The sequence below is a fragment of the Streptococcus sp. 517s genome, from assembly GCF_054445985.1.
Genome location: NZ_CM136847.1, coordinates 1,219,432 through 1,237,254, shown reverse-complemented (window position 1 = coordinate 1,237,254; position 17,823 = coordinate 1,219,432). Strand labels below are relative to the sequence as shown.

Genomic DNA, 17,823 nt, shown 5'->3' with positions numbered 1-17,823 from the left:
ATAATTTTTAATGATGAATGCGAGAAATGATCGGTATGTGGTCGTTGATTTAGAGGCGACCAGCACCGGAAGCAAGGCAAAAATTATTCAAGTAGGCATTGTGGTGATTGAGAATGGTGAAATCATCGATCAGTATGCGACTGATGTCAATCCCCACGAACCCTTGGATTCTCATATCAAAGAATTAACGGGTCTGACCGATCAGCGTTTGGCTGCGGCACCAGAGTTTTCTCAGGTGGCTGGAAAAATTTTTGAATTGGTTAAGGACGGTATTTTTGTTGCGCACAATGTACAGTTTGATGCCAACCTTCTTGCAGAATTTCTCTTTTTGGAAGGATATGAATTGCGCACACCGCGGGTGGATACAGTTGAGCTTGCCCAAGTTCTGTATCCTCAGTTTGAAAAGTATAACTTAGGTATCCTTTGTCAAGAGTTGGGCATTGAGCTGGAACATGCCCATACTGCTCTGTCAGATGCTCAGGCAACAGCTGAACTCTTGCTTTACATGCGTCAAAAACTTTTTGAGCTACCTAAAGGGCTCTTAGAAAGCTTATTAAACCTTGCAGACAACCTTCTCTATGAAAGTTATCTGGTGATTGAGGAAGTCTATCAGCAACAATCTCTCTTATCTTCGCCAGACTTGATGGAACTTCATGGGCTTTTCCTCAGAAAGGAAAGCAAAGTCTTAGTCCCACGAAAGTTATCCAAAGATTTTGCTAAAAATATTTCTTTATTGAGGCTGGAGGAGCGTCCGCAACAGTTGGAATTTGCGGAGAAGGTTGAGCAATTATTGGAAGAATACCAGACTTCCTTTATCCAAGCTCAAACGGGATTGGGCAAGACTTATGGTTATCTCCTCCCAGCTTTGAACTTGGAGAGTCAAGCAGGTATCCTAGTGAGTGTTCCAACCAAAATTCTTCAAAATCAAATCATGCAAGAAGAAGGTCAGCGTTTAAAAGAGGTCTTCCATCTGGAGATTCATAGTCTCAAGGGTCCTCAAAATTACTTGAAACTGGATGCCTTTCATCAAATTCTCTATCGATCTGAGTCCAATCGCCTTTTCACACGCTTTAAAATGCAGTTGCTTATCTGGCTAACAGAGACAGAGACAGGTGACTTGGACGAAATCGGGCAGCTTTATCGCTACCAGCATTTTCTGCCGGAACTAGTCCACGATGGCAAGCTTTCAAAGAAAAGTTTATTTGCTACAGAGGATTTTTGGAAACGAGGGCAGGAAAAGGCCAAGACCAGTCGTGTTCTTCTGACCAATCATGCCTATCTGGTCACTCGTTTGGAAGACAATCCAGAGTTTGTCGACAACCGTTTGGTAATTTTGGATGAAGCTCAAAAAATGCTGCTAGCTCTTGAAAATCTAGCCCAGCAGGCTTATCGCCTTGAGGATCTTGTAACCCAGCTTGATAAGTCCTTGGAGACAGAGGAAGATTTGGTTCAGAAACGCTTGCTTGAAAGTATTGGCTTTGAATGTCGTTACTTGATAGAGCACTATCAGTCAGGTCTGAAGAATGAAAAGTGGTTGGATTCTCTTGAAGAGTTGCGCCAGCATTTTTCGGAGTTAACTCTCCCAGAGTATAGAGAGCTTGCAAACTTTTTCACGTCGGATCGTGAATTTTGGCTTGCTATATCAGAGCAATCTAGCAAGGATGTCTTGATTTGTTCAAGCAAAAAAGGTCGCTTTATCCTAGCAGACTTATTGCCAGAAGATTGCAGGCTACTAGGAGTATCTGCCACTCTTGAAATCAGCAATCGGGTTTCCTTAGCAGATTTGTTGGGATTTCCAGATGCTCCGCTTGTTAGGCTTGATGTAGCAAAGCAGAAACAACAAGAAGTCTTTCTAGTCAATGACTTTCCTCTTGTGACAGAAGTTTCGCCTTTTGACTATGCTAGTGAAGTGGCTTCAGTTATCCGAAGGTTACAAGCCTTTCAAGAACCTATATTGGTCTTGTTTACTTCAAAAGAGATGTTGCTGGCAGTTTCGGACCTGCTCGACCAACCGCATCTAGCTCAGTATAAAAATGGGGAACCAAGCCAACTGAAAAAACGTTTTGAAAAAGGTGAACGCCAGATCTTGCTTGGAACAGGTAGTTTCTGGGAAGGAGTCGATTTTTCAACCCATCCTTGCGTGATTCAAGTGATTCCGAGATTGCCTTTCCAAAATCCCCAAGAACCGTTAACCAAAAAATTAAACCAAGAACTGCGTCAAGAAGGGAAGAATCCTTTCTATGATTATCAGTTACCGATGGCGATCATTCGGCTAAAACAAGCCCTTGGTCGTACTGTTAGACGATCTGACCAAGGTTCGGTTGCTCTAATCTTAGACAGTCGTGTCGTCAGCAAGCGCTATGGCAAACAAATCGCCCAGGCCTTGTCAAAAGAAAGAGATGTTCAAGTCCTTTCTAGAGAAAAGCTAGAGCCTGCTGTAGCTGATTTTCTCCAATCCCGTCGCGATAAAATGAAAGAAAAATCCAAGAAAGAGAAAAGGTAAAAAATATGAAACGTTCCTTCGACTCTCGAGTCGATTATAGCCTCCTCCTACCAGTGTTTTGTTTACTGGTGATTGGAGTAGTGGCCATTTATATAGCAGTTAGTCATGACTATCCCAATAATGTACTTCCAATTCTAGGTCAGCAAATCGCTTGGATTGCCTTGGGTCTTATCATTGGGTTTGTCGTCATGTTCTTTAATACCGAGTTTTTATGGAAGGTGACTCCCTACCTTTATGGCTTAGGTCTAGTCTTGATGATTCTACCTCTTGTTTTTTACAATCCGAGTTTGGTAGCTTCTACAGGTGCCAAGAACTGGGTATCGATTGGTGGAACGACACTCTTTCAGCCATCGGAGTTCATGAAGATTTCCTATATCTTGATGCTAGCTCGAGCCATCGTACAATTCACTCAAAAACACAAGGAATGGCGACGAACTATTCCCTTGGATTTCCTATTAATTGGTTGGATGATTGCCTTTACCATCCCAGTCTTGATCCTCTTAGCCCTACAAAGTGACTTAGGGACTGCCTTGGTCTTTGTAGCTATTTTTGCAGGTATGGTTCTCCTTTCAGGTGTTTCGTGGAAGATTATCATTCCTGTTTTTGCGACAGGAGTGACTGCAGTTGCAGGCTTCATGGCCATCTTTATAAGCAAGGATGGACGTGCCTTCTTGCATCAGATTGGAATGCCAACCTACCAGATCAACCGCATCTTGGCTTGGCTCAATCCCTTTGACTTCGCGCAAACAACGACTTACCAACAGGCGCAGGGACAAATTGCGATTGGAAGTGGTGGCTTGTTTGGGCAAGGTTTCAATGTGTCCAATCTCCTCATTCCGGTACGTGAGAGTGATATGATTTTCACAGTGATTGCTGAAGACTTTGGCTTTATTGGTTCGGTCTTTGTCGTTGCCCTGTACTTACTTCTTATTTACCGGATGTTGAAGATTACGCTCAGGTCAAATAACCAGTTCTACACCTACATTTCGACTGGTTTTATCATGATGTTGCTCTTCCATATCTTTGAAAATATCGGTGCCGTGACAGGCTTACTTCCTTTGACAGGGATTCCTCTACCTTTCATCTCTCAAGGGGGCTCCGCAATTATTAGCAACCTCATCGGTGTCGGTCTCCTCTTGTCTATGAGTTACCAGACAAACCTAGCGGAGGAGAAAAGTGGAAAAGTTCCATTTAAACGAAAGAAAGTCGTCCTAAAACAAATCAAATAAGGAGGCCACTATGTCAAAAGTAGCAGTTATTTTAGCCCAGGGTTTTGAAGAAATTGAAGCCTTGACAGTAGTTGATGTCTTGCGTCGAGCAAACATTTCATGTGATATGGTAGGATTTGAAGAGCAGGTGGCAGGATCACATGGCATTCAGGTAAAAGCCGACAGTATCTTTGATGGTGATTTGTCCGACTATGACTTGGTAGTTCTTCCAGGTGGCATGCCAGGCTCAGCTCACCTACGGGATAATCCAGCCCTCATTTCTGAGATTCAAGCCTTTAATCAAGCAGGAAAGAAAATTGCTGCCATCTGTGCAGCCCCAATCGCTCTTCATCAAGCAGGTGTCCTGAAAGACAAACACTTTACTTGTTATGACGGAGTTCAGGAGCAAATTACTGACGGAATTTATCAAAAGCAAACAGTGGTTGTGGATGGTAATCTAACAACCAGCCGAGGACCGTCAACCGCACTTGCCTTTGCCTATGAGTTGGTAGAGCAATTGGGAGGAGATGCTGAAAGTTTACGAGACGGCATGATCTATCGAGATGTCTTTGGAAATCAACAGTAAGACGAGAGTTCGGCTCTCGTTTTTGCTTGGAAAAATCTAGGAAATCATCGCTTTTTTCATAAAAAAATGGTATAATGAAGGGTATGAAATATCACGACTACATATGGGATTTAGGTGGTACCCTATTGGATAATTATGAGACTTCTACAGCAGCCTTTGTAGAGACCTTAGCCCAATACGGAATAGAGCAAGAACACGACCGTGTTTACGAAGCCTTAAAGGTTTCGACAGCTTTTGCCATTGAGAAGTTTGCCCCAGACATCGAGAATTTTTTAGAAAACTACAAAGATAATGAAGCGCGTGAGCTAGAGTATCCAGTTTTGTTTGAAGGGATTCCAGAATTACTCAAAGACATTTCTGACAAGGGTGGCCGTCATTTCTTAGTTTCTCATCGAAATGACCAAGTTCTAGAACTTCTTGCAAAGACTCAGATAGCTGACTATTTCACAGAAGTCGTGACTGCCAGTTCCGGTTTCAAACGAAAACCAGATCCTGAGTCCATGATTTATTTACGTGATAAATATCATATCTCATCCGGTTTGGTCATTGGAGACAGGAATATTGATGTAGAAGCAGGGAAAGCTGCCGGCTTAGATGCCTATCTTTTTAAAAACGTTGTGACACTGAGACAAGCAATAGACATGTAAGAAAAGGGAAAAAATGACAGAAGAAATCAAAAATCAACAGGCACAGGATTATGATGCCAGCCAAATTCAAGTTTTGGAGGGGTTGGAGGCCGTTCGTATGCGTCCAGGTATGTATATTGGGTCGACTTCAAAAGAAGGCCTTCACCATCTAGTCTGGGAAATCGTTGATAATTCAATTGATGAAGCCCTAGCAGGATTTGCCAGTCATATCCAAGTCCTTATTGAGCCAGATAATTCCATCACCGTTGTAGATGATGGACGTGGAATTCCTGTTGACATTCAGGAAAAGACAGGACGTCCTGCTGTTGAGACCGTCTTTACTGTTCTTCACGCTGGAGGAAAGTTCGGCGGTGGCGGATACAAGGTATCAGGTGGATTGCACGGTGTGGGTTCATCAGTAGTAAATGCCCTCTCAACTCAACTAGATGTTCGGGTTCATAAAAACGGAAAAATTTATTATCAAGAATACCACCGTGGGAATGTCGTTGCTGATCTTGAGGTGGTTGGAGATACGGATAAAACCGGAACAACAGTTCACTTCACACCGGACCCAGAGATTTTTACAGAAACAACGACCTTTGACTTTGACAAATTAAATAAACGTATTCAAGAACTAGCCTTTTTGAACCGGGGTCTTCGAATCTCCATCACAGATAAGCGTGAAGGTCTCGAACAAAGCAAACATTACCACTATGAAGGTGGGATTGCTAGTTACGTTGAATATATCAACGAGAACAAGGATGTTATCTTTGACACACCAATCTACACAGATGGTGAGATGGATGATATTACTGTTGAAGTAGCCATGCAGTACACAACCGGTTACCACGAAAATGTCATGAGTTTCGCCAATAATATTCACACCCATGAAGGTGGAACGCATGAGCAAGGTTTCCGTACAGCACTGACGCGTGTTATCAATGATTATGCCCGCAAAAATAAGCTGCTAAAAGACAATGAAGACAACCTAACAGGGGAAGATGTCCGTGAAGGCTTGACTGCAGTTATTTCAGTGAAGCATCCAAACCCACAGTTTGAAGGACAAACCAAGACCAAGCTGGGCAATAGTGAAGTAGTTAAGATCACCAATCGCCTCTTCAGCGATGCCTTCTCTGATTTTCTTATGGAAAATCCACAGATTGCTAAACGCATCGTGGAAAAAGGAATTTTGGCTGCCAAGGCTCGTGTAGCTGCCAAGCGTGCGCGTGAAGTCACTCGCAAGAAATCTGGTTTGGAAATTTCCAATCTTCCAGGAAAACTAGCAGACTGTTCTTCAAATAATCCTGCTGAAACCGAACTCTTCATCGTCGAAGGAGACTCGGCCGGTGGATCAGCTAAATCTGGTCGTAACCGTGAGTTCCAAGCTATCTTACCAATTCGTGGTAAGATCTTGAACGTTGAAAAGGCTAGCATGGATAAAATTCTTGCTAACGAAGAAATTCGGAGTCTCTTCACAGCCATGGGGACAGGATTTGGTGCAGAATTTGATGTCACTAAGGCTCGTTACCAAAAACTCGTTTTGATGACTGATGCCGATGTTGATGGAGCCCACATTCGAACTCTCTTGCTAACCTTGATTTACCGCTACATGAAACCAATCCTAGAAGCTGGTTATGTTTATATTGCCCAACCACCGATTTATGGGGTTAAAGTTGGAAGTGAGATCAAAGAATACATCCAGCCAGGTACAGATCAAGAAATTAAACTCCAAGAAGCCTTAGCACGTCATAGTGAAGGGCGCTCAAAGCCAACCATCCAACGTTATAAGGGGTTGGGAGAAATGGATGACCACCAATTGTGGGAAACAACCATGGATCCAGAACATCGCTTGATGGCGCGTGTTTCAGTAGATGATGCTGCTGAAGCAGATAGAATCTTTGATATGTTGATGGGAGATCGGGTAGAACCTCGTCGCGAATTTATCGAAGAAAACGCTGTTTACAGTACACTTGACGTCTAAAAAATGTGGGAAATAGTTCCCTTGGTTTAAAAAATATGATATAATCATTACGATTGTTTCTAGTATAAAAGGAGTTTGATATGTCTAATGGACAACTAATTTATCTAATGGTTGCGATTGCGGTCATTTTGATTTTAGCTTATGTAACAGCCATTTTTCTACGTAAGCGTAATGTAAGCAGATTAACGGCGCTTGAAGAAAGAAAAGAAGAACTCTACAACCTTCCTGTAAATGATGAGGTTGAAGCCGTTAAAAATATGCACTTGATTGGTCAAAGTCAGGTAACCTTTCGTGAATGGAATCAAAAATGGGTTGATTTATCTCTGAACTCATTTGCAGACATCGAAAATCACCTCTTTGAAGCTGAAAACTACAATAATTCTTTCCGTTTCTTTAAAGCAGCTCACAAGATTGATCAAATTGAAAGCCAGATTAGTTTGATTGAAGAGGATATTGCAGCTATTCGCAATGCCCTTTCTGAACTTGAAAAGCAAGAATCTAAGAATAGTGGTCGTGTCCTACATGCTTTGGACTTGTTTGAAACCCTTCAACATACTGTTGCAGAGGACTCAGAGAAATATGGAAAATCTCTTCCTGAGATTGAGAAACAATTGGAAAATATCCAATCGGAATTCTCTCAATTCGTTACCCTTAACTCATCAGGTGACCCAGTTGAAGCTGCAGCAATCTTAGATGATACTGAAAATCATATTCTTGCTCTAACGCATATTGTTGATCGGATTCCAGCTCTTGTTGAAACCTTGACAAAGGAATTACCAGACCAATTAGCAGATTTGGAAGAAGGCTATCGTAAGCTTTTGGATGCCAACTACCACTTTACTGAAACAGATATTGAGTCACGTTTCCAACTTTTGCATGAATCTTTGAAGAATAATCAAGAAAACATTCGTCAGTTGGAGTTGGACAATGCAGAGTATGAAAATAATCGCATTCAAGAAGAAATCAACGCACTTTATGATATTTTCACTCGTGAAATTGAGGCTCAAAAAGTCGTTGAGAATCTCCTCTCAACACTTCCAACCTATCTCAACCACTTGAAAGAAAATAACCAGATGCTTGTTCAGGATCTTGAACGCCTGAATAAAACTTATCTTCTTCCAGAAAGTAATGGAAATCATGTTCGCCGACTTCAAGAAGAATTAGCTGCACTTGATACCGCTATTTTAGAAGTAACAGAGGATCAAAGAGAATCTGCTCAAGCCTATTCTGTTCTTGAAGAACAGTTGGAAATGCTTCAAAGCAATCTCAAAGATATTGAAGATGAGCAAATTTCTGTGAGCGAACGACTTGCGCAAATTGAAAAAGATGACCTCAATGCTCGCCAAAAAGCAAATGTCTATGTGAATCGTTTGCACACCATCAAACGTTACATGGAGAAGCGAAACTTACCAGGAATCCCTCAAAGTTTCTTGAAACTCTTCTTTACGGCAAGTCATAACACTGAAGATTTGATGGCGGAGCTAGAACAATCGCAGGTTAATATTGAATCTGTTAAGCGAATTCTTGAAATTGCAACGAATGATATGGCAGTACTTGAGACAGAAACATACGATATTGTTCAGTATGCAACTTTGACTGAGCAACTTCTCCAATACTCAAATCGCTACCGTTCATTTGATGAACGCATCCAAGAGGCTTTCAACGAAGCACTTGAAATTTTTGAGAAAGAGTTTGACTATCGGGCATCATTTGAGAAGATCTCTCAAGCCTTGGAAGTTGCAGAACCAGGAGTTACAAATCGTTTTGTGACTTCATATGAAAAAACACGTGAAGCGATTCGCTTTTAAAATAGAAGCTTAGAGAATTCTAAGCTTTTTCTTTATTTTTTGAAATGGAGCTAGATTACCTGTTTATCATTGAAATAATAGCTTTGATTTGATATGATGGAAATATGAAGAAAAATACGAACCGTGTTTCTCACGATAAAAAGAGAAGGTTATTGCTTTCCTTTGTTGGGATCTTAGGAATCGCTATGATTCTTTTGGGAAGTGCCATTGGCTACAAGGTTCTACAAAAGCAATCTTATGAACAAAAAATTGAAGCTCTAAAAAGCGAAAAGGACCAGCAATTCAACTCAGGTAGTCAGAGGGAACATTTCCGAAAAGGGCAAGCTGAGGTGATTGCCTACTACCCTCTACAAGGAGAGGAAGTCATTGCGTCTATTAGAGAAAAAATCAACCAAGACATCAAAGAAAATCTAGAAGATAAAGAGGATCTGGTCTTTTATTATACTGAGCAGCTGGATCCTGTCCTAAAGGGAGTTGTTGTTCGTAATATCAGCAAGCAAGTCTACGATTTATCTGCATCAAAGGTTGAAGAAAAAGAAAAGACTTCTTTAGGAAAAATTTTCTTGACTGAAGATGGGAAAGATTTTGACCTCAGCAAACTCTTCAAAGATGCAAGCAAGGCTAAGGAACTCTTACTGAGTCAGGTCAAATCAACTTTAGAAGATAAGAAACTTGACCAGGCAAAAATTGATCAGGTTGTAAAAAACTTCACAGATCAGGACTTATCATCTTGGAGTTTTGATTATAAAGATAGTCAAATCATCCTTTATCCTGCTAATTCTGAAGAGACTGTTGAAGAAATTGCTTTGCCAATATCCAGTTTCTTTGATGTCATTGAGTCCTCTTATTTACTAGAAAAAGATACTGAACTTTATCAAACTTACTTTGCCAAGAAAAATAAAAAGGTTGTAGCCTTGACCTTTGATGATGGTCCAAATCCGACTACAACTCCACAAGCTTTGGATACCTTGGCTAAGTACGGTGTAAAGGCAACTTTCTTTGTACTTGGAAAAAACATAGCAGGAAATGAGGATCTTCTGAAACGAATGAAATCGGAAGGCCATGTTGTGGGAAATCATAGCTGGGATCATCCTGTCCTTTCTAAATTATCCCTCGAAGATGCTAAAAAACAAATCACGGATACGGAAGATGCCTTGACCAAGGTTTTAGGTTCGAGTTCTAAACTTATGCGACCTCCTTACGGAGCGATTACAGATGATATTCGTAATAGTCTGGATTTGAGTTTTATCATGTGGAATGTAGATAGTTTGGACTGGAAGAGCAAGAATGAAACTGCTATTTTAACAGAGATTCAGCATCAAGTTCGTAATGGATCGATTGTTCTTATGCATGATATTCACGGCGCTACAGTTAATGCTCTTCCAAAGATTATAGAATATCTGAAAGAGCAAGGTTATACATTTGTGACTGTTCCGGAAATGCTCAATTCTCGCTTGAAAGCTCACGAAATGTATTATGACCGTGATCAATAATTGTTAAAATCTAAAGGAGCAAGTATTCTGATAATCAGGACTTTGTTTCTTTAGATTTTCTTCACATAGAAAGGAAAAAATATGAAATCTTATACGCTAAATAATGGAGTTTCAATTCCTGTTCTAGGATTTGGAACATGGAAGGCTGAAAATGGAGAGGTAGCCTACCAAGCCGTTTTAGAAGCCTTAAAGGCCGGTTATCGACATATCGATACTGCGGCTATCTATAAAAATGAGGAGAGTGTTGGTCGCGCTATTCGAGATAGTGGTATTCCACGACAAGAAATCTTTGTAACGACCAAACTCTGGAATACCAATCACAGCTATGATGACGCTCGCCAAGTATTTGAAGAATCAATGGAAAAACTGGGCTTGGATTATCTAGATTTGTACCTCATCCATTGGCCAAATCCAAAACCTTTAAGAGAAAATGACGAATGGAAAACTCGCAATGCTGAAGTCTGGAGAGCGATGGAGGACCTTTACCAAGAAGGAAAAATCCGTGCTATCGGCGTTAGTAATTTCCTTCCCCATCATTTGGATGCCTTACTTGAGACAGCAAGAATCATCCCGGCGGTCAATCAGGTACGCTTGGCACCAGGAGTTTATCAAGAGGAAGTGGTTGACTACTGTAGAGAGAAAGGAATTCTCTTAGAGGCTTGGGGGCCATTTGGCCAAGGAGAGTTGTTTGAACAGAAAGAAGTCCAAGAAATTGCTGCTAAGCATGGGAAATCAGTGGCTCAAATTGCCTTGGCTTGGAGTTTGGCAGAAGGCTTTTTACCTCTACCTAAGTCAGTGACAGCCTCTCGTATCCAGAGCAATCTTGACTGTTTTGGAATTGAACTCAGTAAAGACGAGCGAGAAGTCTTAAAGACAATTTCAGTGACTTCAGGCGCACCACGTGTGGATGAGATGGATTTTTAGAAAGTAAGAAAAAGAATTGTAAATTTTCTCTCTTTCTGATATAATAATCAACAAGAAAGAAAGTCTTATGGCGTTCTTCAAGCGAGCTTGGGATAGTGGGAGCCAAGTAGAACAAGGTAAGAAACTGGCGCTTTCTGTCGTATTTTTAAAAACAATGAAGTAATAAATTAGGGTGGAACCGCGTTTCTGACGCCCCTAGGTCACAGACTTAGGAGCAAAGACACGGTTCTTTTTGTATCCAAAGTCATAAGAATTTATAAAAAAGGAGTAAACAATGTCTAAAAAATTGACTTTCCAGGAAATCATCCTTACTTTGCAACAATTTTGGAATGACCAAGGTTGTATGCTCATGCAGGCTTATGATAATGAAAAAGGTGCGGGAACAATGAGTCCTTACACTTTCCTTCGTGCTATCGGTCCTGAGCCATGGAATGCAGCGTATGTAGAGCCATCACGTCGTCCTGCTGACGGTCGCTACGGGGAAAATCCTAACCGTCTTTACCAACACCACCAATTTCAAGTGGTCATGAAGCCATCTCCATCAAATATCCAGGAACTTTACCTTGAGTCTTTGGAAAAATTGGGTATCAATCCTTTGGAACACGATATCCGCTTCGTTGAAGATAACTGGGAAAACCCTTCTACTGGTTCAGCTGGTCTTGGATGGGAAGTTTGGCTTGATGGGATGGAAATCACTCAGTTCACTTATTTCCAACAAGTTGGTGGATTGGCAACTGGCCCTGTGACTTCGGAAGTTACCTATGGTTTGGAACGTTTGGCTTCTTACATTCAAGAAGTGGACTCTGTCTATGATATCGAGTGGGCCGATGGTGTAAAATACGGAGAAATCTTCATCCAGCCTGAGTACGAGCATTCAAAATATTCATTTGAAATTTCGGATCAAGAGATGTTGTTGGAAAACTTTGATAAGTTTGAAAAAGAGGCTGGGCGTGCATTGGAAGAAGGCTTGGTTCACCCTGCCTATGACTATGTTCTCAAATGTTCACACACCTTTAACCTGCTTGATGCGCGTGGTGCCGTTTCCGTAACCGAGCGCGCAGGCTATATCGCTCGTATCCGTAACCTAGCCCGTGTCGTAGCCAAAACCTTTGTCGCAGAACGCAAACGCCTAGGATACCCACTTTTGGATGAAGCAACACGAGCTAAACTCTTAGCAGAAGACGCAGAATAGTAAGTAATACTGTGCTCTAAAATCGTTAAAGGCAAGTCGAAGACTTGCTAGAGGGATATGCACCGCCGTACTGTTATGTGGGGATTTTTGAAACCTTGGGTTCAAAAATCAGTCAGCTAAATCCACTTTGATGAGACTGTTGGAAATCTAGTTTATTTGGTATAAGATTTCCTTACAGACTCACAAAAGTTAGTTAGCGACGTCCCCAGTACCTAAGGTGCATATCAAAAAAAGATTGAAGAAAATGTAAAGGAAAAAACATGACAAAAAACTTATTAGTAGAACTCGGTCTTGAAGAGTTACCAGCCTACGTAGTAACTCCTAGTGAAAAACAACTAGGTGAAAAAATGGCAACCTTCCTCAAAGAAAATCGTCTTTCCTTTGAAGCCATTCAAACCTTCTCAACACCACGCCGTTTGGCTGTTCGTGTGACTGGTCTTGCAGACAAACAGTCTGATTTGACAGAAGATTTCAAGGGACCAGCAAAGAAAATCGCCTTGGATAGTGATGGAAACTTCACCAAAGCAGCTCAAGGATTTGTCCGTGGGAAAGGCTTGACGGTTGAAGATATTGAATTCCGTGAAATCAAGGGTGAAGAATATGTCTATGTTACCAAGGAAGAAGTGGGGCAACCAGTTGAAGCCATTGTTCCAGGGGTAGTAGACGTCTTGAAGTCACTGACATTCCCTGTCAGCATGCACTGGGCTAACAACACCTTTGAATATATCCGCCCTGTACACACTTTGACAGTTCTTTTAGATGAAGAAGAGTTTGATTTGGATTTTCTTGATATCAAGGGCGGTCGTGTAAGCCGTGGCCATCGTTTCCTGGGACAAGAAACTAAGATTCAGTCAGCATTGAGCTACGAAGAAGATCTTCGTAAGCAGTTTGTAATCGCGGACCCTCGTGAACGTGAGCAAATGATTGTTGACCAAATCAAGGCAATCGAAGCTGAACAAGGCGTACGCATCGAAATTGATGCTGACTTACTGAACGAAGTCTTGAACTTGGTTGAATACCCAACTGCCTTTATGGGAAGTTTTGATGCCAAATACCTTGAAGTTCCAGAAGAAGTTTTGGTAACTTCGATGAAAGAGCACCAACGCTACTTCGTTGTCCGAGATCAAGATGGAAAACTCTTGCCAAACTTCATTTCAGTCCGTAACGGAAACGCAGAGCATTTGGAAAATGTTATCAAGGGTAATGAAAAAGTCTTAGTTGCTCGTTTGGAAGACGGTGAATTCTTCTGGCGTGAAGACCAAAAATTGCTTATTTCAGACCTTGTCGAAAAGTTAAACAATGTGACCTTCCACGAAAAGATTGGTTCCCTTCGTGAACACATGATTCGTACGGGTCAGATTGCCGTCCTTTTGGCGGAAAAAGCTGGTTTATCAGTGGATGAAACGATTGATCTTGCCCGCGCAGCATCCATTTACAAGTTTGACTTGTTGACAGGGATGGTTGGTGAGTTTGATGAACTCCAAGGAATTATGGGTGAGAAATATGCCCTTCTTGCTGGGGAAACTTCAGCAGTTGCGGCTGCCATTCGTGAACACTACATGCCTACATCAGCGGATGGAGCTCTCCCAGAGAGCAAGATTGGAGCCATTCTAGCCATTGCAGACAAATTGGATACGATTTTGAGTTTCTTCTCAGTAGGCTTGATTCCATCAGGTTCTAATGACCCTTATGCCCTTCGTCGTGCAACTCAAGGTGTAGTTCGTATCTTGGATGCTTTTGGTTGGCACATTGCTATGGATGAGCTGATTGATAGCCTTTATACGTTGAAATTCGACAGCTTAACTTATGAAAATAAAGCAGAGGTCATGGACTTTATCAAGGCTCGTGTCGATAAGATGATGGGTTCAACTCCAAAAGACATCAAGGAAGCAGTCCTTGCAAGTTCGAACTTTGTCGTGGCGGATATGTTGGAAGTAGCAAGTGCTCTTGTAGAAGCAAGCAAGGAAGAAAACTTCAAACCGTCTGTCGAATCTCTCTCTCGTGCTTTTAATTTGGCTGAGAAAGCGGAAGGATCTGAAACAGTTGACCCTGCTCTCTTTGAAAATGAAGAAGAGAAAGCCTTGGCGGAAACAGTAGAATCACTCGTTTTATCAGGGACTGCAAGTCAGCAATTAGAACAACTCTTTGCGCTTAGTCCAGTTATTGATGCTTTCTTTGAGGATACTATGGTAATGACCGATGATCAAGATATTCGTCAAAATCGATTGGCCATCTTGTCGCAATTAACCAAGAAAGCAGCTAAGCTTGCACGCTTTAACCAAATCAATACCAAGTAGACTCCCTATTAAACGAACTGTATCTTTTTACAAAGGAGATAAACATGGATTCAAAAAAAATCGCTCGTATCAACGAGCTCGCTAAAAAGAAAAAAACAGAAGGCTTAACTTCTGCTGAAAAAGTGGAACAAGCTAAACTTCGTGAGGAATATATCGAAGGCTATCGTCGTGCTGTTCGTCACCACATCGAGGGAATCAAAATTGTGGACGAGGAAGGCAATGACGTCACACCAGAAAAACTACGCCAAGTACAACGTGAAAAAGGTTTGCACGGCCGCAGTTTAGATGATCCTAACTCATAAAATGAAAGGGGGCTGTAGATGATTTACAAGCCCTTTTTCTGTTGTAATAACAAAAGGAGCCAAATGGCTCCTTTTTGGTTTCTTAGTTGCTTGCACCAGAAGTAGCGTCTGCGCCACCACCGTGGCCTCCAGCATCACCTGAATCAGAAGCGCCAGAAGTAGCATCAGCGTCTCCATGACCTCCAGCGGCAGGAGCAAATGGTCCGCTACCACCTACCAAACGTTGACCCGTTTCTTTTAGGTACCAGTCAAGCCATGGTTGGAAGTTAAAGACAATTTCGTTGATACCAGCGTATGATCCATCAGGATAGTACATTGCTTGGTAGTTGTGGGTGTTGATGACACCTGCAGGAGAACCTGGAACGATCGTACGGACGTATTCTTGGTTTCCGTTGCGAAGTGTTCCGATAACCCACTCTACATTCTTCATACGTGCTGGTGGAAGAGAATTATGAACAGTCGACATACGGTTACCTGATTGAGGTGGTACACGTTTGGCAAACATGGTGTCTGGATCTTGGTGAGCGTTGTTGTAGTAGAGGAATTGGTTATTATCGTCAGCGTATGTCAATTCAAATGGCATAGCTTTCAAGAACATATCAATTTGGTTAACGGTCAGGATACCGTGGTCCAGTTTGACATAGGTATCACCAGAAACAGCTCCAGTGATTGCAGCAACTTTTTCTACCCATTCTGGATCGTCAGGATCAACTTCCGTGATGGTTGTAGCGATTGGTTTTCCACAATCCAAGTCTTCTGGTTCGATTGGTTTTGGTTTTTTCAATTTCGAAACGACTCCTACGTATTTTACAAAGTTATCTAAGCAAGTTTCAAGGAATTTAACAGTCCCTTCGTTGGTGATATTTCCGTCGTTATCAAAAGCTTCCTTAGCTTTACCAAGAAGGAATTCATTACCTGGAAGCGTGTAGGCATTAACACCTGGAGCGTCAAGGATTTTACGAAGGTGAACTTGGGCACGTGATGTTCCTTGGTCATAGTATGATGCACCCACAATCATAACAGGCTTGTTTTCAAATGGATGAACTTCGTATGAAAGCCATTCGAGTACAGATTTGAGTGAAGCTGAGATAGTGTGGTTGTGCTCAGGAGTAGCGATAATGACACCATCAGCACGTGTAATCTTGTTATACAAGAAACGCAATTGGAAGCTTTCGTCCCATTTTTCGTCTTGGTTAAACATTGGAACTTCGTCAATTTCAAGAACTTCTAATTCAAATTTGAATTTGAAATTGCGACGAATAAATTCCAAGAGTTTGCGGTTATATGATTGATCGTAGTTTGATCCAACAAGTCCAACAAATTTCATTCTTTCGGTCTCCTATCTTACAAATTTTCCCAGTCAAATTCTTCTGCATCTTTGCGAAGCAATTCTTGTGCGTTGCGCAATTTTTCAGTAATTTTCACGAAGATACGGAAGTCATCAAAAATGGCATCCAATTTCTTGATGACATCAAGGTCAACCAAGTCACCACTTGGGTTAAATGCTTGAAGAGAGTGTGAGAGCAAGAATTCATCTGGAAGAACATTTGCCTTGATTTCGGGAGCATTCAAGATTTGACGAAGTTGCAATTGGGCACGAGACGAACCAAGTGTGCCGTATGAAGCACCAGTAATCATGATTGGTTTGTTCAAAAGTGGGTAGATACCGTAAGATAGCCAAGCAAGAGCGCTCATCAAAACTGCAGGGATAGAGTGGTCGTACTCAGGAGTACCGATAATCACACCGTCAGATGCTTCAATTTTAGCTGCAATCTCAAGAATTTCAGCTGGAAGTTGCTTATCTGCTGGTTTGTTGAAAACAGGGATATCCTTGATTTCAACGAGTTCAATTTCAGCTTTATCAGCAAAGTGTTTTTGCATGTATTGGAGCAATTGGCGGTTTGTAGAACGTTTAGAGTTCGTTCCAACAATGGCAATAAGTTTTAGCATGAGATTTCCTTTCTCTTTTTACATAATACAATTTTGAAGGCCTGAAGAACATGCAAGGCGTCCCTCTTTGTCGATGAGAATGGCTTCGATACCATCTAAACTTTCGACTTGCCAGAGGATAGAAGCGCTACGTTCTCCAAATAGGCGGGTTGTCCAAATCTCACCATCAACGGATTTATCTGAGATAATCGTTAGGCTAGCGAGGTCTGTTTCGACAGGAAATCCTGTCTCACTATCAAAGATATGGTGATAGTCTTTTCCATCTACTGTCAGGTGGCGTTCATAGATACCTGAAGTGACAACGGATTTGTTAGACACAGGAATGGTTAGGAGATGATTGCCACGAGGATTTCGCGGATCTTGAATCCCAATCTGCCAGGCTTTCCCTTCTTTAGCTTGGTTATTCCCGATGGTGAGGATATTTCCTCCGAGATTGATCAAGGCAGAGGTGACACCGTGTGCTTTTAAATACTGGGCAACCTTATCTGCACTATAGCCCTTGGCTAAGCAACCTAGATCAAGCCTCATTCCTTTCTTCTCTAAAAAAACAGTAGAGCTAGTCGGATCCAACTTGATAAAATGCGGGTCAACTAGGGGCAAGACAGCTTCGATTTCGTTTAACTCTGGAAGTCGTGCATCTGCAAATCCGATTCGCCAGGTTTGAATCAAGGGACCGATACTGATATTTAGATGGCTAGAGGGAGCTAGGCTGTGCTCTAGTCCAAGAGCAATCAGTTCAAATAGGTCAGGATGAACCTTAACAGGTGCGATTCCAGCCTTGTAGTTGATTTCCATCAGTTCGGATTCTTGACTATTGGCGTTGAAGCGGTATTCGAGCTCCTTGAGCAAGTCAAAAGCGCCCTGAAGCAGGATTTCTGCCCGCTCATCTACTAATGAAATCGTGATAGTTGTTCCCATTAGCCGTTCAGAACGTGAATGAAGAGACAAGCTAC

General features: G+C 41.8%; 14 protein-coding genes. 11 read left to right on the top strand and 3 right to left on the bottom strand.

Going from position 1 to position 17,823, the window contains the following annotated elements; translation table 11 throughout:
* Positions 1–13: 13 nt before the first annotated feature.
* From ACVX3R_RS06335 to ACVX3R_RS06285, 11 genes are all read left to right on the top strand, one after another.
* Complete coding sequence (locus ACVX3R_RS06335) at positions 14–2,503, top strand: bifunctional DnaQ family exonuclease/ATP-dependent helicase (RefSeq protein ID WP_458795681.1); 2,490 nt, start codon at positions 14–16, stop codon at positions 2,501–2,503.
* A gap of 5 nt (positions 2,504–2,508) precedes the next feature.
* Positions 2,509–3,732 (top strand): FtsW/RodA/SpoVE family cell cycle protein, encoded by a 1,224-nt coding sequence (locus ACVX3R_RS06330; protein WP_458794593.1) that lies wholly within the window; start codon positions 2,509–2,511, stop codon positions 3,730–3,732.
* 10 nt (positions 3,733–3,742) lie between these two features.
* Positions 3,743–4,297, top strand: a complete 555-nt coding sequence (locus ACVX3R_RS06325) for a DJ-1 family glyoxalase III (RefSeq protein WP_458794592.1) — start codon at positions 3,743–3,745, stop codon at positions 4,295–4,297.
* A gap of 83 nt (positions 4,298–4,380) precedes the next feature.
* Positions 4,381–4,944, top strand: a complete 564-nt coding sequence (locus ACVX3R_RS06320; RefSeq protein ID WP_279586244.1) for an HAD-IA family hydrolase — start codon at positions 4,381–4,383, stop codon at positions 4,942–4,944.
* Between the two features lie 13 nt (positions 4,945–4,957).
* On the top strand, positions 4,958–6,904 hold the full coding sequence (gyrB, locus tag ACVX3R_RS06315) for a DNA topoisomerase (ATP-hydrolyzing) subunit B (protein ID WP_000134079.1): 1,947 nt from the start codon (positions 4,958–4,960) through the stop codon (positions 6,902–6,904).
* A gap of 80 nt (positions 6,905–6,984) precedes the next feature.
* On the top strand, positions 6,985–8,712 hold the full coding sequence (gene ezrA, locus ACVX3R_RS06310; protein WP_458794591.1) for a septation ring formation regulator EzrA: 1,728 nt from the start codon (positions 6,985–6,987) through the stop codon (positions 8,710–8,712).
* A 104-nt stretch (positions 8,713–8,816) separates the two neighbouring features.
* Positions 8,817–10,205: a peptidoglycan-N-acetylglucosamine deacetylase PgdA gene (pgdA, locus tag ACVX3R_RS06305; protein ID WP_458794590.1), complete on the top strand. Its 1,389-nt coding sequence runs from the start codon at positions 8,817–8,819 to the stop codon at positions 10,203–10,205.
* A gap of 81 nt (positions 10,206–10,286) precedes the next feature.
* The gene (locus ACVX3R_RS06300) at positions 10,287–11,129 is read left to right on the top strand and encodes an aldo/keto reductase (protein WP_458794589.1); all 843 of its coding nucleotides are present in this window, start codon (positions 10,287–10,289) and stop codon (positions 11,127–11,129) included.
* Between the two features lie 274 nt (positions 11,130–11,403).
* Positions 11,404–12,321: a glycine--tRNA ligase subunit alpha gene (gene glyQ, locus ACVX3R_RS06295; protein WP_000038746.1), complete on the top strand. Its 918-nt coding sequence runs from the start codon at positions 11,404–11,406 to the stop codon at positions 12,319–12,321.
* Between the two features lie 260 nt (positions 12,322–12,581).
* On the top strand, positions 12,582–14,618 hold the full coding sequence (glyS, locus tag ACVX3R_RS06290) for a glycine--tRNA ligase subunit beta (protein ID WP_458794588.1): 2,037 nt from the start codon (positions 12,582–12,584) through the stop codon (positions 14,616–14,618).
* Positions 14,619–14,662: 44 nt separating this feature from the next.
* Positions 14,663–14,920: a DUF896 family protein gene (locus ACVX3R_RS06285; protein ID WP_000377481.1), complete on the top strand. Its 258-nt coding sequence runs from the start codon at positions 14,663–14,665 to the stop codon at positions 14,918–14,920.
* Positions 14,921–15,002: 82 nt separating this feature from the next.
* Here the strand turns inward: ACVX3R_RS06285 and ACVX3R_RS06280 are convergent, their stop codons facing one another.
* Genes ACVX3R_RS06280 through ACVX3R_RS06270 form a run of 3 tightly spaced genes read right to left on the bottom strand, consistent with a single transcriptional unit; the run spans position 15,003 to position 17,818 of the window.
* Entirely contained in the window at positions 15,003–16,247 is a 1,245-nt protein-coding gene (locus ACVX3R_RS06280) for an NAD(P)H-dependent oxidoreductase (RefSeq protein ID WP_000673667.1), read from the bottom strand.
* Between the two features lie 17 nt (positions 16,248–16,264).
* Positions 16,265–16,870 (bottom strand): NADPH-dependent FMN reductase, encoded by a 606-nt coding sequence (locus ACVX3R_RS06275; protein ID WP_000915933.1) that lies wholly within the window; start codon positions 16,868–16,870, stop codon positions 16,265–16,267.
* 18 nt (positions 16,871–16,888) lie between these two features.
* The gene (locus ACVX3R_RS06270) at positions 16,889–17,818 is read right to left on the bottom strand and encodes an FAD:protein FMN transferase (RefSeq protein WP_458795680.1); all 930 of its coding nucleotides are present in this window, start codon (positions 17,816–17,818) and stop codon (positions 16,889–16,891) included.
* Positions 17,819–17,823 lie beyond the last annotated feature (5 nt).